Origin of the sequence: Cellvibrio sp. pealriver (assembly GCF_001183545.1) — a bacterium.
Lineage (GTDB): Bacteria > Pseudomonadota > Gammaproteobacteria > Pseudomonadales > Cellvibrionaceae > Cellvibrio.
The window spans coordinates 644,718-666,168 of record NZ_KQ236688.1; the positions used below are offsets into that span (position 1 = coordinate 644,718).

The following is a 21,451-nucleotide window of genomic DNA, read 5'->3' on the forward strand; positions in this document are numbered from 1 at the left end:
CCCTAAGTAGAAGTAGTCAATTAGCGTCGATTTTCCTTTCGAATCCCTGACCGCCTTTCCTCCTGCGCTAGTGCAGTCCCTTGATGTCGTCCGACATCGCGTCCCTAACAGGTGGGCGCATCCATTGACCTTGCCTGGCCAGATCACATCATTGTCTACTTCCTTGATGTAGCCATTATGCGTCTGGAGCTGGCGGCGGAATAGTCGCAAAAGTCGCTACTTTTTGTGAGACATTGACTACAACCTATAGCTGAATAATCTATGTAATAGATTACTTTATAACCTTGTAACAGGGGATATAGGCTCTACCTGGTAATTTCATCCGGTTTTGACGTGCAAAGGATTCAAGCAGTTCGTCTACAGGATGCATAATTTCGTAATCGCCATGCAATTCAAAATGGCCGTATTTTTCAATTGCGCAAATACCTTCCTCTTTTACATTACCGGCTACGATGCCTGAAAACGCACGGCGTAAATTGGCTGCCAACTGGTTGACAGGTTGATTTTTGTGAAGCTCCAGATTTCGCATGTTCTCGTGAGTAGGGATAAACGGTTGCTGTAAATCCGGGCTGATTTTTAATTGCCAATTGAAATAGTAGGCATCATCACTTTGTTTGCGGAATTCGCGTACTTTTTTAATGCCTTCTTTCATTTCTTGTGCAACAGCTTCGGGATCATTAACAATGATTTTGTAATGTGCTTGCGCTTCACTGCCCAAGGTATCGCCAATAAATTTGTCGATGCGTGAGAAATATTCAGCCGAGTTCTCGGGGCCGGTAAATATCAGTGGAAACGGAATATTTTTGTTGTCAGGATGTAACAGCAATCCAAGGATATAAAGAATTTCTTCTGCAGTTCCTGCTCCGCCCGGGAATACAATAATGCCGTGCCCTAACCTTACAAATGCTTCAAGCCGTTTTTCAATGTCGGGCATGATTGCTAATTGATTCACAATAGGGTTTGGCGCTTCAGCGGCAATAATGCCGGGCTCTGTAATACCTATGTAGCGACCATTATTGATGCGTTGTTTTGCATGCCCGATGGTTGCCCCTTTCATTGGGCCTTTCATTGCACCTGGACCGCAGCCAGTACATATATCCAAACCGCGTAACCCCAATTGATAGCCCACTTCCTTGGTGTAGTCGTACTCAATACGGTTAATAGAGTGACCACCCCAACAAACGACTAGATTGGGATCTAATCCCGCTTTCAATAAATTGGCATTGCGCAGCATATGGAAAACGGCATCGGTAATTCCTTCCGATGTGTGCATACTGAATTTGGGATTGCCATTTAGCTCATCATTGTTATAAATCACATCGCGCAGCACGGTGAATAAATGCTCGCTAATACCGCGGATCATTTTGTCATCAACAAATGCATTTGCAGGTGCATTTTTTACAGCGAGTTTTATACCGCGCTCTTCTTGCACAATACTGATATCAAAATCTTTGTAACGCTCCAAAAGTTCTTTGCCATCATCCAGGTCATTACCTGTGTTAAGTACGGCAAGTGAACAGTTACGGAATAGCTTATAAAGGCCGCTTTGGCTGGAGTCGAGTAATTTGGCGACTTCAACTTTGGAAAGTACATTTAATTGGTCGAGCGGAGAAATCAGTGCGTTGACTGTTTTATATGCGCCCGATTCATGAAAGATAGGTGCATTGGGATTCAAGTTGCTCATATTGGTCCTTAGCATCGTCGATGCAGTGATTCTGTTAGCGAGGTTTTTAGCTGTTTATGCAAGTGTAGTGTTATTTTGGCTGTTATGCCTGAGCAGAGACTTGCCCAAATGTGTAATTGCTATCAAGATGACAAATAGGCTAATGATTTGCACAAAAATTAAACAAAATCTGTGCCGTAGAAGTGTGTATCGTTTTACATAATCACACATGGCCGCACATATTCGCGAGAGAGTTGTTATGAAATATTTACCTTGTGTTGAAAAGGTCACCCAGCCTCAATTACCTGTTACCGCGAGCGTGATTTGGTTGCATGGCTTGGGCGCAGATGGCAATGATTTCGCGCCTTTGGTGCCTGAGTTGCATTTGCCCGATACGCTATCAATACGCTTTATATTTCCTCATGCCCCGAGCATGCCAGTGACCATCAATGGTGGTTACGTTATGCCTGCCTGGTACGATATTTTGGAAATGAATCTCGATCGCCGTGTAGATGAAAAGCAATTAATCGCGAGCGCAGATGCAGTGAAGTTGTTGATTGATCGCGAAATTGAACGCGGTGTTGCAAGTGAAAATATTATTCTAGTGGGGTTTTCCCAAGGTGGTGCCGTCGCCTACCATGCAGGGCTGACTAGCGATAAGCCGCTCGCTGGGTTGTTAATCCTATCGAGTTATTTTGCGACATCTTCCTGTGTGGAAATTCAGTCTGCAAATAAAAATATTCCAATTTTGATTCAACACGGCAGCGCAGATCCTGTGGTCCCTGAAGTGTTGGGGCAGCGTGCATATCACTTTTTACAAGAGCGTGGTTGCAATGTGCAATTCGAATCTTATCCAATGGAACATACCGTATGCTTCCCGCAAATTGCTGCCATGTCGCGTTGGTTTCAGACGGTATTGATTAAATAATTAATCCGTAAGGCATGCAGGGTCAAATTCATATTTTCCATCTAACCAGTCGATAATTTCTTGCGCGTAATGATTATTAGTAAATTGCTGATAGCGTGCGCGCAGCTCTATTTTTTCATTATCTGTTAACTTTTTTAAGCCTTGATCCTGGAGCAAATGAAGATCTTGTTCCAGTTGTTGCGCTAATTTTTCCCCACACAATGTTGTTGTAATCTGCGTAAATGCCAGCGTTGGGTTGTATGTATGCGGGTTTTCGTAGGCAAGCGGCAAGCTGGCAAGAGGTAATTGTGAAAGCCAAGGTTGATTCATTGGGTTAACCGCATGGCCGGCTAATTTTCCGTTGAGTAGGCGATGGCTTTGATCGAATGCGCGCAGCTGCAATAAATTGGATTTTACGGCGCTGTCGTTAACTGGATAGTTGTCCCATAAAAATGGTTTTCTGCCGAGTAATTCTGCCACGGTGTCCAAGTGCGAAGTAGGGTAATTGGATGAGCAGACCTTTTCTCCGGTCCAAAACATATCAATGCTTTTATCCAAATGCCGGGAAAATGATTGCCAGTAATGCTCAGGCATTTGACCAAATACTTTTTCCAAAACAGGATCAAAACTGTAGTAAGTCGGACAAAAAATAATTTTTTTAGCTGTACTTGCATCGGCTGCTTGATGGGCGATGTCAATCTGGATTTGGGCGAGATGTGGGATGTCACCGCGCATATCATCAAATAATATGCACAGTATGTCGGGCTCCAGCTGATTGATCTCTTTAATACGTGTTACGAGTTGGTTGCGTTGGTCGTGTGAATTATCCAGATAAATTTCATGCGGACTTAAACCGATACCAAAACTGATCTGTTGATCACGGTAAACCTCCCGCAACTCCCGAAGATGCACTTTGGTTTCTTCCGGCCAGTCTGTTTGCCATTCGCGCCGTAAATTTTTGTCACTTTTTGGTGCGTAGATGTAAAAGTCATACTGATGCTGCGCAAGAAATTGTGCGTAATTTTTGCGGTCTTCCCAGCTCCAGGTGCGACCAAAAAAACCTTCGATTATGCCGCACGATGTTGAATGGTTTTTATACATAGAGGGTTGTTTCTGTGGCGTTAATTGGATTCGGTAGGGCGCAGCACGTGAATTGACACCAAAAACCCATCTGCCTATCATAGCGGCCTTTTTGTGCTGGGCAAATTCGCATTATTTACACTATTTTTTGCGTATCTGGAGAGAGAAAGGTCTGGCATATCTTTCGAGTGCGTTTATTTGCAGTCGTTCATTTCAAGCTTGAATTGCGCGTAATTAATAAAATCTAGGATGGTCTCGCGCAACTTGGAAATGTTGTAGGAAGGTTATCCTTCCTTTTTCATGGTGTCCAGTTTTCAGTAATGTAAAAGATGCGAGCAGGTCGGGCAGGCCTTTGTTTGGGCTCTCGTCTCTTGCCAAGGTCGCAATAACCCGAACGGTAATGGCATTTTGCGGATGGCTTCACCGCAGTTGTTAATTAAAAGGCGCAGACCTGACAACAAAAAAGAAGCTGAAATAGGAATCAACCACCTGTTTAGGTGCATCGTCTCATAGAGGAATAGCACCTAATGCATTTTTGTTTGTGGAGTAGAAATGACTAACCCTGTTGTGCGTCCTACCGACTTGCCTACCTGGAAAACCCTTGAAGCCCATGCGGCGCAAATGAAGCCCCAACATCTGAAAGATTTGTTTGCAGCCGATGATGCGCGGTTTGATAAATTTTCCCTGCAGCTTCCTTCTTTTCTGTTCGACTACTCCAAAAATCTGATTGCCGATGAAACCAAAGCAGCGCTTTTGGCGTTGGCGAAAGAATCTGATGTTGAAGGTTGGCGCAGCAAGATGTTTGCGGCTGAGCATATCAATGCAACGGAAGATCGCGCTGTTATGCACGTTGCCTTGCGCGATAAGTCTGACAAGCCAATTATCATCGATGGTTCTGATGCGCGTCCGGCCATTAATGCCGAGCTGGAACGCATGCGCAAGTTGAGCGAGAAGTTGCGCTCGGGCGCTTGGACTGGCTATACCGGTAAAACGATTACTGACATTGTTAGTATTGGTATCGGGGGGTCCAATCTCGGCCCGCTCATGGTGTGTGAAGCGCTCAAAGATTACAGCGATAAACGTTTTAACATGCATTTTGTATCCAATATCGATGGCGTGCAGATTGCTGAAGTGTTGGCCGGTTTGAATCCGGAAACGACGCTGTTTGTTATCTCCTCCAAAACTTTTACCACTCAGGAAACTATGACCAATGCCCGCACTGCCGAGCAATGGTTTATGGCGGCAGCGGGCGACAAGGCTGCGATTGCCAAACACTTTGTAGCAGTCTCCACCAACCGCAAACTGGTAACTGCATTTGGAATTGCAGAAGAAAATATCTTCGATATGTGGGATTGGGTAGGTGGGCGCTTCTCATTGTGGTCCGCAATTGGTTTGCCAATTGTGTTGTTCCTCGGTTATGCGTTATTCGATGAGCTGTTACAAGGCGCTTATGAGATGGATCAACATTTCCAAACAGCGCCGTTGGCTGAAAATGCTCCGGTGATGTTGGCGTTAGTAGGGGTCTGGAATCGCAATTTCCTTGGTTATCCTGCTCATGCGTTGCTGCCATATGACCAATGCTTGCATCGTTTCCCTGCCTACATGCAGCAGGCGGAAATGGAAAGTAATGGTAAGTCCGTTAATTGGGCCGGTGAGCAAATTACTTATGGTAGCGTGCCGTTGGTCTGGGGTGAGGTGGGTATCAACGGACAGCATGCTTTCTATCAAATGTTGCATCAGGGTACGGATATTATTCCGGCTGATTTCATTGGTTCGATTGCGCCGACTGTGTCAGTTGAAGGGCATCATGATGCGCTAATGGCTAATTTCTTTGCGCAGACCCAAGCCTTGATGTTGGGTATTGATGCGGATCAGGTGCGCCGTGAGCTTTCAGCTAAAGGTGTCAGTGCCGAGCGTATCGAAGAGATTGTTGAGCACAAAGTGCATCGCGGTAATCGCCCCACCAATACCTTTCTGCTAAACAAAGTAGATGCCCGCTCACTGGGGGCATTGATTGCGCTTTATGAGCACAAAATTTTTGTACAAGGTATCATTTGGCGTATTCACTCCTTCGATCAATGGGGGGTTGAGTTAGGCAAAGTACTTGCTGCGGGTATACAGCCTGAGTTGGATACCGGCAAAGCGACTAATGCCAAGCACGATGCCTCAACGCGTAACTTGATTGATTTTTATAAGCGCGCGAAAAGCGTGTAACTGTTTCGAGGCAGGTCGTTGCCTCAGACAGTTAGATTAACTGATTAGAAGTTGAAAGCGTCGGGCAATGAACCCGGCGCAGGATGCACAACCGCTGTGGGCAACTTTGCCTGCTACAGGCTTAAAATCCTGTTTCGGTTGGTGTACGAAGTTGAGCACCTCGGTTGCAAATCTATGGTTTGCGGTAGGTTATAGCCCTAAGAGCAATGGTATTCACATGACAGACGTTTCAGCTGTAAAGCCCAATACAGATCCAAGACTTGTTGCTATCACCGAGCGAATTATCGCCCGTAGCCGCGATACTCGTGCCGCCTATCTTGCGCGCGTTAATAAATTTCGTAGCAAAGGTCCTGCTCGCCATCATTTGGGTTGTGCCAACCTCGCGCACGGTTTTGCTGCCTGTAATAGTGCGGATAAAGAAGCTTTGGCGGAGGGGCAGGCCCCTAATTTGGGTGTTGTAAGTGCGTATAACGAAATGTTATCGGCTCATGTTCCCTATGGCGAATATCTGGAACCTATCAAAGCTGCAGCCAAAGAAATGGGTATGACTGCGCAGATGGCGGGTGGTGTACCTGCGATGTGTGATGGCGTGACCCAGGGGTTTCCGGGGATGGAGATGTCGCTGTTTAGTCGCGATGTGATCGCCATGAGTACAGCAATTGCACTTTCGCACGATATGTTTGATGGTGCTATCTGTTTGGGGGTGTGTGACAAAATCGTCCCCGGCCTGATGATGGGCGCGCTCTCTTTCGGCCAGCTGCCTATTATTTTTATCCCGGCAGGGCCAATGACTCCAGGATTGCCGAATGCTGAAAAAGCCAAGGCGCGCCAGTTGTTTGCTGAAGGTAAAGTGGGGCGTAAAGAGCTATTGGCTGCTGAGAGTGCCTCTTACCACAGTGCAGGTACTTGTACTTTTTACGGTACAGCCAATACGAATCAGATGCTGATGGAGATTATGGGGGTTCATTTACCCGGAAGTACATTCATTAATCCCTATACTCCGCTGCGGGATGCCTTAACTCGCGCTTCTGTCCATCAATTGGCACGTATCACTCGTGATGAGGTTGTTTCGCTCTCGGACATAGTCACTGAAAAGTCTATTGTTAACGGTATCGTAGGTTTAATGGCAACCGGCGGCTCAACCAACCATGCGATGCATATTGTTGCGATTGCCAGAGCCGCTGGTGTGCAAATTAACTGGCAGGATTTGTCTGACATTTCAGATATAATTCCACTTATGTGCCGCATTTACCCGAATGGTCTTGCTGACATTAATCGCTTCCAGGCTGTTGGTGGTATGGGCTTTTTGATGCGTGAACTGCGCAACGCCGGTTTGTTACACGATGATGTCAAAACAGTCATGGGCGGTACTGGATTGGCGGCTTACACCAAAGAGCCTTTTTTGGAAAATGGCGAAGTGGTATGGCGCGAAGCTGTGCAGGAAAGTCTGGATGATGCAGTTCTGCGCCCGGTTGCCAAACCCTTTGCTCCTGAAGGTGGAATGAAATTATTGAAAGGTAATATAGGTCGCTCAGTGATCAAGATATCTGCAGTTAAGCCGGATCATCGTAAAGTCACTGCACCGGCAATCGTATTTCATAGTCAGGAAGAGTTGCAGGCTGCATTTAAACGCGGTGAATTGGAAAAAGATTTTGTTGCTGTCGTTCGTTTCCAGGGGCCTAAAGCCTGTGGAATGCCCGAGTTACATAAGCTGACTCCACCTCTGGGGGTACTGCAAGATCGTGGTTTCAAGGTTGCACTCTTGACTGATGGCCGCATGTCGGGAGCGTCTGGTAAAATTCCAGCAGCAATTCATATGACACCGGAGGCTCTGGATAATGGGCCGATAGGTTTGATCCGTGATGGCGACATGATTGAATTGGATGCTGAGGCGGGTACGCTTCAGGTTTTGGTGAGTGAAGATGAGTTGAAATCCCGCCAACCAGCGCAATGTGATTTATCGGCTGTCCACTACGGTATGGGGCGTGAATTATTTGCTCCGTTACGTGCCACTGTGGGCTTGGCCGAAGAAGGAGCTACTGTATTTAATTGGTGATACACCGTTAAATCTCGACCCCGGACCTGTGTTCGGGGTCTTCGTTTCTAAACAACTAAAACCACTATCAAGATTCACGAACAGGATTACTCCTCATGCTCGACGCATTTGATTTTGTCATCTTTGGTGGCGCAGGCGACTTGGCTCTGCGCAAATTGATTCCCGGCTTGTATCGGGCTCATCGCGAAGGCTCCCTGCATGTTGGTGCTCGTATTATCCCGACTTGCCGCAATACCCAAATGGTCACCGAGTACAAAGATAAAGTGCGCGCAGCGGCTGAAAAACATCTGAATGCTGATGAGTTTGTAGCAGCTGATTGGGATGAGTTTGCCAAACGTTTATTTCCGGTATTCGTTGATATCGGTACCAAAGATGAGCATTGGGACGCACTGGCAAAACTGTTGAACAATGGTGGCAATAGCGAGCGTGTTTTCTATCTATCAACTCCTCCGTCTGTATTCAGTATTTGCTGCAAACACTTGCATGAATGTAATTTGATTACCGACAAAGCGCGAGTTGTTGTTGAAAAGCCCCTGGGTTACGACGCGAAAACGGCAGAAGAAATCAACAGTCAGATTGCTGAATATTTCCGTGAAGAAGCTATTTTCCGCATTGACCACTATTTGGGTAAAGAGACCGTTCAAAATCTGCTGGCATTGCGATTTGCCAATGGCATGTTCGAGCATTTGTGGGATGCAAAATCAATCGATCACGTTCAGATCAGCATATCAGAAACAGTTGGGCTGGAAGGTCGTGCCAGCTTCTATGATGGTGCTGGGGCACTGCGTGACATGGTGCAAAACCACATCCTCCAGTTGTTGTGTCTGGTGGCGATGGAATCACCTAACAAAATGACTGCTGAGCGTATTCGCGCTGAAAAATTAAAAGTGCTGGAGAATTTGCGTCCTCTGACGGGCAATACCGTTAAATACAATACTGTGCGTGGACAATACGTTGCCGGCGAGATGGATGGCAAACAAGTGCCAGGTTATCTGGAAGAATTGGGGCAGGCGAGCAACACGGAAACCTTCGTTGCAATCCGTGCGTACATCGATAATTCCCGCTGGGCAAACGTACCTTTTTACCTGCGCACAGGTAAGCGCATGAAGCAGCGTTTTGCAGAAATCGTTATTCAATATAAAGATGTTGCCCACCGCGTGTACCCTGAGTCGGCAGGCGCTGCTACACCTAATCGCCTCATCATCCGCCTGCAGCCGGAAGAGAGCATCAAAATTATCATGGTTTCCAAAGATCTTGAAAAACATGAAACCCATTTGCGTCCGGTTGTGCTGAATTTAAATTTCGCTGACACCTACAAAGATTTCTACTCAGATGCATACAAGCGTTTGATGCTTGATGCCGCCGCAGGTGATGCAAGTTTATTTATCCATCGTGCTGAGGTTGATGCTGCATGGGCTTGGATTGATCCGATTATTGAAGCATGGCAGCGCCCTGAAAATAAACCGCACGGTTACATGGCAGGTAGTTGGGGTCCGCAAGCATCTGCACAATTGATGGCAAGTGATCGTCGTCGCTGGTTCTCGATTGATGAAGTTTTATCGGGAGCTGATCAGGAATGGTAACCGAGCATTTATTCGATAATCGCGCAGATATGATTGCGGCGTTGCAAGCGGAATGTGAAACGGCGCTGCGTCAGTCGATTGAAGAGCGTGGCGAAGCTACGTTCTTGGTGTCTGGCGGTAGTACGCCAGAACCTTTGTATAAAGCATTGAGTCACTCTGATCTGGATTGGGAATCTATTTATGTTGCTTTGGTTGACGAGCGTTGGGTTGATTTTGGTCATGATAAAAGCAACGAAGCGTTCACCGTAAAACATCTGATACAGAACAAAGCAGCAGTAGCGAATTTAGTGGGTATGAAAAACTCTGCTGAAACTGCGGCAGAAGGTTTGGTTGATTGTGAAGCGGCCTATCAGCAATTGGCTCAGCCATTTGACATCACAATTTTGGGTATGGGATCTGATGGGCACACAGCATCATTATTTCCTCATGCGCAAGGCTTGGATGAGGCGCTTAATCCGGATTCCGCTCAACTTTGCGCAGCGATTATTGCAAAACAAAGCGAAGTAACCGGTGCTATCGTGGAGCGTATGACCTTGTCTTTGGCTGGACTATTGCGCTCCAAATCACTGGTGTTGTTAATCACTGGTGATGAGAAGCTTGCCGTATTGCGTGCTGCCCAGGCTGGAACCGATGTAAAAGAAATGCCTATCCGTGCGGTGTTACAGCAGCAACTGGTTCCGGTAAGCATTTACTGGGCACCTTGATTGTTACCAAATTATTGAGCGAACCTTTATTTTTTTCAGGTGAAGGTTTTTTACGAACCTCTTTTATGAACGAGGGACATACAGTGGCTTTAACTATTGATCAAATTGTAAAAGTAGCACCAGTTGTACCGGTGATGGTGGTAGAGCGCATTGAGGATGCTGTGCCTCTGGCGACAGCACTTTATAACGGTGGTTTGAAAGTATTGGAAATTACTCTGCGCACCCCTTGTGCGCTAGATGCCATTACTGCAATGGTAGAAGCTTTACCGGACGATGCTGTTATCGGTGCCGGTACCATTATTACTCCAGCAGATCTGGAGAAAGCAGTAAAAGCAGGCTCTACCTTTTTGGTAAGTCCAGGTACTACACCGGCATTGATTGAAGCGGCGAAAGCCTCGCCTGTACCTTTACTGGCTGGTGTTGCAACGCCGACGGAAGCGATGAATCTGTACACTCAAGGCTTCACTCACCAGAAGTTTTTCCCTGCAGAAGCCGCCGGTGGTGTGCCAATGTTGAAGTCAATCGCCGGTCCATTGCCGCAAATTACTTTCTGCCCAACTGGCGGTATTGATCTGGCCAAGGCACCAAGTTATCTAGCGCTGCCTAACGTACATTGCGTAGGTGGTACTTGGATGGCACCAAAAGAATTGATGAAAGCAGGGCGCTGGGATGAAATTGAGCGTCTTGCCCGCGAAGCAGCCAGCCTGCCGCGCTAACTAGGTCCAGCAGGGGCGCAATTATTGCGCCCCTGTGTTTTTAACTTACAAGGGCACAGCATTGTGCCTATACAGCAAAAGAATCAGCGAAAGTTTACTTAGGAGAATGTAATGACTATCAGAGTGGCAATTAACGGTTACGGTCGTATCGGTCGCAATGTACTGCGTGCACTATATGAATCAGGCAAGCGCAGCCAAATTCAAATCGTTGGTATCAACGATCTTGGAGATGCCCACCTCAATGCGCATCTCACCAAATACGACTCTGTTCACGGTCAATTTAATGGCACTGTGAAATTCGAAGGCGACACAATGTTCGTTAATGGTGATGCGATTCGTATTACCGCTGAGCGCGATCCATCCAAATTGCCTTGGGCGGAATTAAATGTTGATGTGGTTTACGAATGTACCGGTATTTTTACCAGCAAAGAAAAAGCGGGCGCACATTTAACTGCAGGTGCTAAAAAAGTCATTATCTCTGCTCCTGGTACCGATGTGGATGCAACCGTTGTTTTCGGTGTGAATCACAATGTGTTGAAAGCCACTGACACCATTATTTCAAATGCATCTTGCACCACTAACTGCTTGGCTCCTGTTGCTAAAGTATTGAACGATAAGTTCGGCATTGTGCAAGGCTCTATGACAACTATCCACGCATACACCAATGATCAAGTGCTGTCCGATGTATTCCACAAAGATATCTATCGTGCGCGTTCAGCTACCCAATCAATGATCCCGACCACCACAGGTGCTGCTAAAGCAGTAGGTCTGGTATTGCCAGAATTGAAAGGCAAAATGGACGGTATTTCTGTGCGCGTTCCAACCATCAACGTATCTCTGGTTGATTTGAACGTGTTGGTAGAAAAGGATGTCTCTGTTGAGGCAATCAACGCAGCAATGAAAGAAGCCGCTGAAAAAGAAATGCCGGGTGTATTGGCATATGTTGATGAGCCGTTGGTATCAGTCGATTTCAATCACAACCCTCACTCATCTAACTACGACTCATTGCAAACCAAAGTGTACGGCAAGTGGGTAAAAGTATTGAGCTGGTATGACAACGAGTGGGGTTTCTCTAACCGTATGTTGGACAACACCATTGCCCTGATGAATGCTAAATAAGAGAGCCCATCATGTTAAGACGTACCAAGATCGTCAGTACTTTAGGGCCTGCTTCTGAATCACCGGAAGTGCTTGAGCGTTTGATTCTCGCAGGCGTTAACGTTGTGCGCTTGAATTTTTCCCACGGCTCACCGGAAGATCACAAGCGTCGTGCAGAAACCGTACGCGCACTTGCTGCCAAACATAATCGTTTTGTAGCAGTGTTGGGTGATTTGCAAGGGCCAAAAATTCGTGTTGCACGTTTTGCTGAAGGCAAAATTCATTTAAAAGTAGGCGACAAATTTATTTTGGATGCTGCTTTGGGGCGCGATGAAGGCAACCAGCATCAAGTAGGTATTGATTACAAAGAATTGCCGAACGATTGTAAAGCCGGTGATGTTTTGTTGCTCGATGACGGTCGTGTTGTACTGACTGTCGACAAAATCGAAGGCACTCGTATTTACACTACCACTAAAGTGGCTGGTCCTTTGTCAAACAACAAAGGCATCAACCGTCAAGGTGGTGGTTTGACTGCGCCTGCACTGACTGAAAAAGATATTGCTGATATTAAAACTGCAGCAGAAATTGATGTGGATTATTTGGCTGTATCTTTCCCTCGCTCAGCAGAAGATATGAACTATGCGCGCAAACTGATGCAAGAAGCTGGTGGGCGTGCAGGTTTGGTATCCAAAGTTGAACGTGCCGAAGCAGTAGCAGATGATGAGACGTTGGATAGCATCATCATGGCCAGCGATGCGGTGATGGTTGCTCGCGGTGATTTGGGCGTAGAGATTGGTGATGCAGCATTGATTGGTGTACAAAAGCGCATCATTGCTCGCTCACGCGCGCTGAACAAAGTTGTGATCACCGCAACCCAGATGATGGAGTCGATGATCAACAGCCCGTTGCCAACACGTGCGGAAGTATTCGACGTTGCTAACGCTGTGCTGGATGGTACTGATGCGGTAATGCTGTCTGCAGAGACTGCAGCGGGTAGCTTCCCAGTTGAAACGGTTGAGGCAATGGTGCGTATTATTCTCGGTGCTGAAAAACATCCTACGGCGAGTTTTGATAACTATCGCATGGATCAAGCATTCAGTTCCGTTGATGAGTCTATCGCATTGGCATCTATGTTCACTGCCAATCACTTGGACGGTGTTAAAGCCATTATTTGCTTTACTGAATCTGGTAGTACGCCGCGCTTGATGTCGCGCGTTGGATCACAGTTGCCGATTTTTGCATTCTCCCGTCATGTGAGCACTCAGCGTAAAGTGGCTATGTATCGCGGAGTGCAGCCTATTGCATTTGATACTAACAGCGCACCTTGCGCAGATGATTTTGTGCGTGCAATCGCGATGCTCAAGGCACAAGGCACCTTGGCGAATGGCGATTTGGTAATTGTGTCCAGCGGCGATACCACATTGCTGGGTGGTACAAATACCATGAAGATTTTGCGCGTTGATGAAACGATGAAATAATCGTGGCGAAAAAGAAAAAACGGCAGCTTGTCTGCCGTTTTTTTTGTCCAAAAATTACCTTTTTCAGGAGCTAATTGTGAAGCTGCCACAAATTGCTATATGTCTCTTTTCCATGCTAGTAAGTATGGGCTCCACTGCTTTGGAAGTAACTGGCGAATGGCAGCAGGGAGGTGTGATTATCGGTAAAGTCCCACAGGGTATGTCAGTGGAGTATCGCAATAAACTATTGCGCATTTCGCCAACGGGTGAATTTGTGATTGGGCTAGGTCGCGACGCAGACAAAATAGCAACTCTCATTACTATTGATAGCGCAGGCGTTCGTCGTGAACATCGGTTTACAGTGAAGTCACGTACTTACCGAACTCAAAAAGTGACAGGTGTTCCGCAGCAGACGGTAGAACCAGATCCAGCTCAAGTTGAACGTGCAAAACGCGAGGCGCAAATGGCAGCTGATGCGCGCAAAAGTGATTTGCCTCTTATGTTTTTTACGCAGAAATTTGAATGGCCACTTATTGGGCCTGTTACAGGCGTTTATGGGAGCCAGCGATTTTACAATGGTGTTCCTAACTCTCCACATTATGGTGTTGATATTGCCAAACCTGTAGGCACTCTTGTGAAAGCACCCGCAGGTGGCGTGGTGACATTGGTTCATCCCGATATGTTTTTTTCAGGGGGGACATTAATTATTGATCATGGTCATGGTCTTTCATCAACGTTTATTCATCTCAGCAAAATTTTGGTTAAAAAAGGCGATGCAATTATACAGGGTCAACCAATCGCCAAAGTCGGTAAAACCGGGCGCGCTACGGGGCCGCATTTAGATTGGCGGATGAACTGGTTTGAGGAGCGCATTGACCCGCAGTTGCTCGTACCGCCTATGCCGGCAGAATAAAAATAGTTGCTGTTGGTATGTAAATTTTAATGAGTGTTGATAATGGATTTTATATGAAACGCATGGTTCTACTTGCCTTTTCTTTTTGCACGGGTGTTGTGTTAACACTGATGGCGACACAAGGAACATTTCGTGACTTGCGATTTGCGTTTTCTCCCGTTCTTAATTTTGCAGATGGAGCAACCTATGTTGGCGACCTAAATACACAAGGTCAGTTGGAGGGACAAGGTCGCATGCGTTGGAGTAATGGCGATGAATACGATGGGGAGTTTTTAGCGGGATTGATGCATGGTAAGGGCACATTTACATCGGCTCATTCCGGTATTTACACAGGGGATTATGTGCGCGGGCAAATGGAAGGGCATGGTCTGCTGATTTATCCGGACGGCAGCCGTTATGAAGGCGGGTTTGTTGCAAATCAATTCCATGGCAGGGGCGTTCTCAAATATATTCGTGGTGACAGATATGAAGGTGAATTTGAAAAAAATAAGATGCATGGACACGGCAAATGGGTGTTTGCGGATAAGTCTATTTATATCGGCCAGATAGCTGAAGGAATTATTCAAGGTAAAGGCGAGTTAAGCCGCGTTACGGGTGAAAAGTACACCGGTGATTTTTTCGCTGGAAAAATGCACGGCCAAGGTCTTTTTAATGATGGACAAGGAAACCAATATAGTGGTGATTTTGTTACAGATAGTTTTACTGGTTCAGGCTCTCACACCAGTAGTGATGGGTTCACATATGTTGGTGAATTCAAAGACTGGTTGCTCAATGGTGAAGGAGTGCAAACCGATGCTGAAGGTAATCACTGGCAGGGAATGTATCAAGACGGTCAGCTGGAAGGTAAAGGCAACTACATAGCGAAAAACGGCGAACAATACACGGGTGAATTTCAAGGTGGAAAATACAGTGGGCACGGAAAATTAATTGCTAGCAATGGCGATGTTTATGAGGGAGAGTTTTCTTATGGCAGAAAACATGGCAAAGGTATATTGATTTACCAAACTCCAATAGATGGCGTTGGTCGCATCGATGGACGTTGGGAATATGATCGTTTGGTTGATGGCGGTGATGCAGTTAAAATTTTTACTCCGGAAGAAGTTGCCGAGTACGCTCTGTATAAAGAGGCTGATGAATTGTCGCTTGCATTGAATTCATTGCAGGCATCTAATCCGGAAAAAATCGAGTTATACAGTTTGGTTGTTGCGGGTTATGGAACTGAAGAGGTGTTTCGTCGCGAGAGTAAAATAATTGAAAATTTATTCAGTGCTCAATATGGAAATCGTGCAACAGCCATTTATCTGGTCAATAGCCAACGCTCATTAAATGAAAGGCCTATGGCGACCTTAACGAGTATTGGCGCATCTATTGCGCGTATTGCCGAGCGCATGGATAAAGAGAATGATATTTTTTTCTTGTATATCACTAGCCATGGTTCAAAAGATAAAAAAATTTCACTTCATCACAATGGGTTGCAGCTGGCAGATATTGATTCGCAATGGTTGGCTGGTCAGTTGAAAGCAACCGGAATCAAACATCGAGTGGTAGTACTTTCTGCTTGTTATTCAGGAGGGTTTATCGATGACTTGAAGGATGAAAACTCACTCATCATGACTGCTGCATCAGCCGATAAAACCTCTTTTGGTTGTGCGGATGATAGTCTGTCAACCTATTTCGGTCGGGCATATTTTCAAGAATCCCTTAAGCCGGGAGTTGATTTTGAGCAAGCTTTTTATCAGGCTAAATCTTTGGTTGAATCCTGGGAAAAAGAACAAAAAATAATCGCATCCGAGCCGCAAATCGTGCCCAATCCGAGTGTTCTTGCTCAGGTAAAACTGTGGCAGCAGGGTCTGGATACCCCTGTTTCTGTCGATTTAAAACCCTAATTGTCACTATAGATTTGTGGTTCTAGAGACAGGGCTGTAACTGGCAGTGTAAGATACCGCCCCCGGCTTAACTAACCGCGACTTAATATCATGATCGATAAAAAACTACTGAGTATTCTGGTGTGTCCGGTCAGCAAAGGTGAACTGGATTATCGCCCTGAGCAACAGGAATTAGTGTGTTGGGAAAGTGGTTTGGCTTACCCGATTCGCGACGGCATCCCGGTGATGCTGGAGCATGAAGCGCGCAAACTGAGCGTGGAAGAACAGGAACAGCATCACGCCTGAGTGCGGATACCCAAGATTCGAAGACGAGTTGAATAAATGATGAAAAGCGCTGAAATTCGCGATGCTTTTTTAAAGTACTTTGAGAGCAAAGGCCACACTATAGTGTCGAGTAGCTCGCTTATTCCCGGCAATGATCCTACCTTGTTATTCACCAATGCGGGTATGAATCAATTCAAGGATTGTTTTTTGGGGGCTGATAAACGCTCTTATAATCGAGCAGTCAGCTCCCAACGCTGTGTTCGTGCTGGTGGTAAACACAATGATTTGGAGAATGTGGGATATACCGCACGTCACCATACTTTTTTTGAAATGTTGGGTAATTTCAGCTTCGGTGATTATTTCAAGCACGATGCTATCCGTTTTGCTTGGGAGTTTTTGACATCCAAAGACTGGCTTGCTATTCCCACGGAAAAATTGTGGGTGACTGTCTATGCATCAGATGACGAAGCCTACGATATATGGAATAAAGAGGTCGGTGTTCCTGCTGAACGTATTATCCGCATAGGCGACAACAAAGGTGCGCCCTACGCATCTGATAACTTTTGGGCCATGGGTGATACAGGTCCCTGTGGACCCTGTACTGAAATTTTCTATGATCACGGTGCTGATATTTGGGGCGGGCCACCGGGGTCGCCAGAAGAAGATGGTGATCGTTACATAGAAATCTGGAATAACGTATTCATGCAGTTCAATCGTACAGCTGATGGTGTTTTACACCCTTTGCCTGCACCTTCTGTCGATACTGGTATGGGATTAGAGCGCATTTCTGCGGTTATGCAGCATGTTCATTCCAACTATGAAATTGACCTGTTCCAGCATTTGTTGAGCGCAGCGGCTGATGCTACTGGTAACCACGATATGGAAAACAAATCACTGCGAGTGATTGCTGACCATATTCGCTCCTGTTCTTTCCTCATCAGTGATGGTGTTTTACCGTCCAACGAGGGGCGTGGTTATGTGTTGCGTCGTATTATTCGCCGCGCAATTCGCCATGGTAATCAGCTGGGGCAAAAACAACCTTTCTTCCACAAGCTGGTGAAAGCGTTGACCGAAGTGATGGGGGATGCTTATCCCGAGTTGCACAAGAACCAAGCGCATATCGAGAAAGTTTTGCTGCAGGAAGAAGAGCAGTTTGAAAAGACACTCGATAAAGGTATTGCTGTTCTTGAAGATGCTTTGAGCAAAATTTCCGGCACTGAAATCCCGGGAAAAGTGGTTTTCACCCTTTATGACACCTATGGATTCCCTGTTGATTTGACTGCGGATATTGCGCGTGAGCGCGGTTTGACGATCGATCAGGAAGGTTATGAAGCCGCAATGGCTGAACAGCGCGCACGTGCTCGTGCCGCTGGCAGTTTTAAAGTCGATTATTCGGCGGCTGGGCTTGATTTGCCGGCGAGTGAATTCCTTGGTTATAGCTCTTTGGCTGAATCGGGCAAGGTGCTTGCGCTGGTTAAAGACGGCAAAAAAGTGGATCGTCTTGTGGAAGGAGAGGATGGTGCTGTAGTGCTTGATCGCACACCTTTCTATGCAGAATCTGGTGGCCAGGCCGGTGATTGTGGTTATCTTGAGCTGGGCGGCAATCGTGTAGAAGTACGTGATTGCCAGAAGCAGGGATTATCTAATCTTCATATTGTGCGCGTACTCCAAGGAGCGATTTCGGTCGGTGATATTTTTTCCGCCAAGGTAGACGCCGGTGTGCGTCAGGCAACAGCTCTCAATCATTCGGCAACCCATCTGGTGCATGCTGCCTTGCGCAAAGTTCTTGGGGAGCATGTTACCCAAAAAGGCTCTTTGGTTGATTCAGAGCGTTTGCGCTTTGATTTTTCTCACTTCGAGGCCGTCTCCGCAGAGCAATTAAAGGCGATAGAAACGCTCGTTAATGATCAAATTCGTGCCAACTCTGCCGTTGCAACTGAGTTGTGCAATATGGATGAAGCAAAGGCCAAAGGTGCTATGGCTTTGTTCGGTGAAAAATACGGTGATACCGTCCGAGTACTCACCATGGGTGATGGGTTCTCTGTTGAGTTATGTGGTGGCACGCATGTCAAACGTACCGGAGATATAGGGTTGTTCCGGATTGTTTCAGAATCAGGCGTGGCTGCGGGCGTAAGGCGCATAGAGGCGATTACCGGGAGCAAGGCGCTTGTTCACTTTGATTATGTTGAGTCGTTGCTTGATGCAGCGGGTCGTAGCCTTAAAGCCAATCGCGATTCATTGATTGAAAAACTGGATGCCTTGGTTCTCCAAAACCGCAAATTGGAAAAAGACCTTGCTGCGTTAAAAACAAAATTGGCTACCGCTGGTAGTGGTGATGTTTTGTCGCAAGCGGTTGATATTGCGGGTATTAAAGTGTTGGCCTTGAATTTGGAAGGGGCAGACGCCAAGTCCCTGCGAGATACAGTGGATCAATTTAAAAACAAGTTGGGCTCGGCAGTAGTATTGCTGGCAGCAGTCGAAGATGAAAAGGTTGCTTTGGTTGCAGGTGTCACCCAGGATGTCACCAATAGGGTTAAAGCGGGTGATTTAATGGGATTTGTCGCTGGGCAATTAGGCGGCAAAGGTGGCGGTCGCCCTGATATGGCGCAAGGTGGTGGTGCAAATATCGCTGCCTTGGATGATGCACTTGCTTCTGTTGTACCTTGGGTAAAAAATCAGCTTGGCTAACAGGCTATTAATGGGATCGAAAGCATCATAATCTGCTTTTTGTCACTTGCTTGGGTTAACTTTTTTTGCGATCTGGTGTTTAATTGACGCCTTTTTGTGATCTGGTTAGTAAGTGTTGGCACTTTTTACATATATAGAAGGATAGGCTGTAATGAGCTTATTGGTTCAAAAATACGGTGGTACCTCAGTCGGTTCGATTGAGCGAATAGAGCAAGTTGCCGATAAGGTAGCCAGTTTTCGTGCCCAAGGGCACGATATGGTAGTTGTGTTATCTGCAATGAGTGGCGAGACCAATCGTTTGATTGGTTTGGCTCAGCAGATTCAGACAACTCCTGATCCGCGCGAGCTGGATGTTTTGGTGTCTACCGGAGAACAAGTCACCATTGCGCTGTTGTGCATGGCGTTGAAAAAACGTGGTGTTGATGCCCGCTCCTACACGGGTGGGCAGGTGCGCATTTTGACTGATAACGCCTATACCAAGGCTCGTATTCAGTCTATCGATGAAGCCAACATGCGGGCGGACCTCAAAGCGGGGCGTGTAGTCGTTGTTGCTGGATTCCAGGGGGTTGATGAGCAAGGCAATATCACTACCCTTGGTCGTGGCGGCTCAGATACTACAGGTGTTGCATTGGCGGCTGCGCTCAAAGCTGATGAATGTCAGATCTACACTGATGTTGATGGCGTATATACCACCGATCCACGTGTTTGTGAGCGTGCGCGTCGTCTGGAAAAAATTACCTTTGAAGAAATGCTGGAAATGGCTAGCCAGGGCTCTAAAGTTTTGCAAATCCGCTCTGTAGAATTTGCTGGTAAATATAAGGTGCCTTTGCGTGTGTTACACAGTTTCAAAGAAGGTCCTGGAACCCTGATTACCCTCGACGAGGAAGATTCAACTATGGAACAACCTATTGTTTCCGGTATCGCATTTAATCGCGATGAAGCTAAAGTCACTGTTGCTGGTGTACCTGATACCCCCGGCGTAGCCGCAAAAATTCTGGCACCAATTGGTGCAGCCAACATAGAAGTCGATGTTATTGTGCAAAACGTGTCAGCCGATGGCACTACTGACCTGACATTTACTGTTCATAAAAATGATATGAGCAAAGCTGTTGCTGTGTTGCAAGCAGTAGCACAAGAGATAGGTGCACGCGAAGTGCGTAGCGATGATAAGGTAGCTAAAGTGTCTATCGTGGGTGTTGGTATGCGTTCCCATGCAGGCGTTGCATCGCGTATGTTCACTGCATTGGCGGAAGATCGTATCAATATTCAAATGATCACCACCTCAGAAATTAAAATTTCGGTGATTATTGATGAACGTTACTTGGAGTTGGCTGTGCGTAGTCTGCACACCGCTTTTGGTTTGGATGCCGAGCCGTCAGAAAGCCGTGTGAGGGGCTAGGTTTTCTAGAAGGGCGGTTTAGTTAAGGTGTTTGAGCTGCATTACTGTCTATAACGTAAATAGATAGAAAAATGCTGGAGGTTTCTTCCCTTTCGTGAAAAGTAGACGATACTTAAGCCAGACATTCAGTTGTCAGGAAGCGACAAGGGGCTATTGGGGGTCGATGGTGGCAAGGGGTGTCTAGTCGTACTCTTACAGGATGAGTGAAGGAGATTAAAGATGTTAATTTTGACTCGCCGTATTGGCGAAACCTTGATGGTTGGTGACGAGGTGACCGTTACCGTATTAGGTGTAAAAGGCAACCAGGTTCGTATAGGTGTCAATGCTCCTAAAGATATTGCTGTGCACCGTGAAGAGATATATCAGCGTATCCAACGCGAGAAGCAAAATCAGGAAGAGCAAGACAATTAATTTTAATTAAATGTTTTGTTGTTCAATGCTTTTCAACTACGCGGCGATATGAGTGATCATTCGCCGCGTAGGCGTTTATGGCAGTGCCTTTTTTAAAACAATTTTTGAATTGTATGGAAATCATGCAGTATTAAAATAATTACCATTTTAATCGGTAAATTTATCTTCAAGACTTTGATTTTTAGAGAATTATGGTATTATGCCGCACCTGTTGAAACGGAGCCTGCTTTGTTTAAACAGATGTGGAGAAGTGGCCGAGTGGCCGAAGGCACTCCCCTGCTAAGGGAGCATACCCCAAAAGGGTATCGGGGGTTCGACTCCCCCCTTCTCCGCCATTGAATATCAACAAAAAGCCCAATCGAAAGATTGGGCTTTTTGTTTTTTTACCTTTCAAATTTTTCGCCATGCTTAT

16 protein-coding genes and 1 tRNA gene are annotated in these 21,451 nt (G+C 46.3%); 15 read left to right on the forward strand and 2 right to left on the reverse strand.

Going from position 1 to position 21,451, the window contains the following annotated elements; genetic code table 11:
* Positions 1 to 271: 271 nt before the first annotated feature.
* A complete protein-coding gene (gene ppnN / locus VC28_RS02650; protein WP_049629284.1) occupies positions 272 to 1,684 on the reverse strand; it encodes a nucleotide 5'-monophosphate nucleosidase PpnN in 1,413 nt (470 codons plus the stop codon).
* A 238-nt stretch (positions 1,685 to 1,922) separates the two neighbouring features.
* Here ppnN and VC28_RS02655 point away from each other — a divergent pair, with 238 nt between their 5' ends.
* Positions 1,923 to 2,591, forward strand: a complete 669-nt coding sequence (locus VC28_RS02655) for an alpha/beta hydrolase (protein ID WP_049629285.1) — start codon at positions 1,923 to 1,925, stop codon at positions 2,589 to 2,591.
* On the opposite strand, the gene VC28_RS02660 is transcribed toward VC28_RS02655, so the two are convergent.
* Positions 2,592 to 3,671, reverse strand: coding sequence for a beta-N-acetylglucosaminidase domain-containing protein (locus VC28_RS02660; protein WP_049629286.1), 1,080 nt, complete (start codon positions 3,669 to 3,671; stop codon positions 2,592 to 2,594). It abuts the gene before it with no gap.
* 531 nt (positions 3,672 to 4,202) lie between these two features.
* Between VC28_RS02660 and pgi the strand changes: the two genes are divergently transcribed.
* From pgi to VC28_RS02730, 14 genes are all read left to right on the forward strand, one after another.
* Positions 4,203 to 5,864, forward strand: a complete 1,662-nt coding sequence (gene pgi / locus VC28_RS02665) for a glucose-6-phosphate isomerase (RefSeq protein ID WP_049629287.1) — start codon at positions 4,203 to 4,205, stop codon at positions 5,862 to 5,864.
* A gap of 217 nt (positions 5,865 to 6,081) precedes the next feature.
* On the forward strand, positions 6,082 to 7,920 hold the full coding sequence (gene edd, locus VC28_RS02670; protein ID WP_049632115.1) for a phosphogluconate dehydratase: 1,839 nt from the start codon (positions 6,082 to 6,084) through the stop codon (positions 7,918 to 7,920).
* A gap of 95 nt (positions 7,921 to 8,015) precedes the next feature.
* Positions 8,016 to 9,503 carry a glucose-6-phosphate dehydrogenase gene (zwf, locus tag VC28_RS02675; RefSeq protein ID WP_049629288.1) on the forward strand — a complete coding sequence of 496 codons (1,488 nt, stop codon included), beginning with the start codon at positions 8,016 to 8,018 and terminating at the stop codon, positions 9,501 to 9,503.
* Positions 9,497 to 10,207 carry a 6-phosphogluconolactonase gene (pgl, locus tag VC28_RS02680; protein ID WP_049629289.1) on the forward strand — a complete coding sequence of 237 codons (711 nt, stop codon included), beginning with the start codon at positions 9,497 to 9,499 and terminating at the stop codon, positions 10,205 to 10,207. Before zwf ends, pgl begins: the two co-directional genes overlap by 7 nt.
* Positions 10,208 to 10,290: 83 nt before the next feature.
* The gene (gene eda / locus VC28_RS02685; RefSeq protein WP_049632116.1) at positions 10,291 to 10,923 is read left to right on the forward strand and encodes a bifunctional 4-hydroxy-2-oxoglutarate aldolase/2-dehydro-3-deoxy-phosphogluconate aldolase; all 633 of its coding nucleotides are present in this window, start codon (positions 10,291 to 10,293) and stop codon (positions 10,921 to 10,923) included.
* Between the two features lie 111 nt (positions 10,924 to 11,034).
* On the forward strand, positions 11,035 to 12,042 hold the full coding sequence (gene gap, locus VC28_RS02690) for a type I glyceraldehyde-3-phosphate dehydrogenase (RefSeq protein WP_049629290.1): 1,008 nt from the start codon (positions 11,035 to 11,037) through the stop codon (positions 12,040 to 12,042).
* Positions 12,043 to 12,053: 11 nt separating this feature from the next.
* Positions 12,054 to 13,499, forward strand: coding sequence for a pyruvate kinase (gene pyk / locus VC28_RS02695; RefSeq protein WP_049629291.1), 1,446 nt, complete (start codon positions 12,054 to 12,056; stop codon positions 13,497 to 13,499).
* Positions 13,500 to 13,575: 76 nt separating this feature from the next.
* Positions 13,576 to 14,391 (forward strand): M23 family metallopeptidase, encoded by an 816-nt coding sequence (locus tag VC28_RS02700; RefSeq protein ID WP_231591623.1) that lies wholly within the window; start codon positions 13,576 to 13,578, stop codon positions 14,389 to 14,391.
* A 29-nt stretch (positions 14,392 to 14,420) separates the two neighbouring features.
* Entirely contained in the window at positions 14,421 to 16,277 is a 1,857-nt protein-coding gene (locus tag VC28_RS02705) for a C13 family peptidase (protein ID WP_082191378.1), read from the forward strand.
* Positions 16,278 to 16,367: 90 nt separating this feature from the next.
* Positions 16,368 to 16,562, forward strand: a complete 195-nt coding sequence (locus tag VC28_RS02710) for a Trm112 family protein (RefSeq protein WP_049629293.1) — start codon at positions 16,368 to 16,370, stop codon at positions 16,560 to 16,562.
* Between the two features lie 39 nt (positions 16,563 to 16,601).
* Entirely contained in the window at positions 16,602 to 19,229 is a 2,628-nt protein-coding gene (gene alaS, locus VC28_RS02715) for an alanine--tRNA ligase (protein WP_049632118.1), read from the forward strand.
* Between the two features lie 151 nt (positions 19,230 to 19,380).
* A complete protein-coding gene (locus tag VC28_RS02720) occupies positions 19,381 to 20,628 on the forward strand; it encodes an aspartate kinase (RefSeq protein WP_049629294.1) in 1,248 nt (415 codons plus the stop codon).
* A gap of 219 nt (positions 20,629 to 20,847) precedes the next feature.
* Positions 20,848 to 21,039, forward strand: a complete 192-nt coding sequence (gene csrA, locus VC28_RS02725) for a carbon storage regulator CsrA (protein WP_012486997.1) — start codon at positions 20,848 to 20,850, stop codon at positions 21,037 to 21,039.
* A gap of 244 nt (positions 21,040 to 21,283) precedes the next feature.
* A tRNA-Ser gene (locus VC28_RS02730) sits at positions 21,284 to 21,374 on the forward strand.
* Positions 21,375 to 21,451: the final 77 nt, after the last annotated feature.

Bases quoted from the DNA above. Each gene is read 5' to 3' on its own strand.
- ppnN (WP_049629284.1), bottom strand. From the start codon at position 1,684: ATGAGCAACTTGAATCCCAATGCACCTATCTTTCATGAATCGGGCGCA.
- VC28_RS02655 (WP_049629285.1), top strand. From the start codon at position 1,923: ATGAAATATTTACCTTGTGTTGAAAAGGTCACCCAGCCTCAATTACCT.
- VC28_RS02660 (WP_049629286.1), bottom strand. From the start codon at position 3,671: ATGTATAAAAACCATTCAACATCGTGCGGCATAATCGAAGGTTTTTTT.
- pgi (WP_049629287.1), top strand. From the start codon at position 4,203: ATGACTAACCCTGTTGTGCGTCCTACCGACTTGCCTACCTGGAAAACC.
- edd (WP_049632115.1), top strand. From the start codon at position 6,082: ATGACAGACGTTTCAGCTGTAAAGCCCAATACAGATCCAAGACTTGTT.
- zwf (WP_049629288.1), top strand. From the start codon at position 8,016: ATGCTCGACGCATTTGATTTTGTCATCTTTGGTGGCGCAGGCGACTTG.
- pgl (WP_049629289.1), top strand. From the start codon at position 9,497: ATGGTAACCGAGCATTTATTCGATAATCGCGCAGATATGATTGCGGCG.
- gap (WP_049629290.1), top strand. From the start codon at position 11,035: ATGACTATCAGAGTGGCAATTAACGGTTACGGTCGTATCGGTCGCAAT.
- pyk (WP_049629291.1), top strand. From the start codon at position 12,054: ATGTTAAGACGTACCAAGATCGTCAGTACTTTAGGGCCTGCTTCTGAA.
- VC28_RS02705 (WP_082191378.1), top strand. From the start codon at position 14,421: ATGAGTGTTGATAATGGATTTTATATGAAACGCATGGTTCTACTTGCC.
- VC28_RS02710 (WP_049629293.1), top strand. From the start codon at position 16,368: ATGATCGATAAAAAACTACTGAGTATTCTGGTGTGTCCGGTCAGCAAA.
- alaS (WP_049632118.1), top strand. From the start codon at position 16,602: ATGAAAAGCGCTGAAATTCGCGATGCTTTTTTAAAGTACTTTGAGAGC.
- VC28_RS02720 (WP_049629294.1), top strand. From the start codon at position 19,381: ATGAGCTTATTGGTTCAAAAATACGGTGGTACCTCAGTCGGTTCGATT.
- csrA (WP_012486997.1), top strand. From the start codon at position 20,848: ATGTTAATTTTGACTCGCCGTATTGGCGAAACCTTGATGGTTGGTGAC.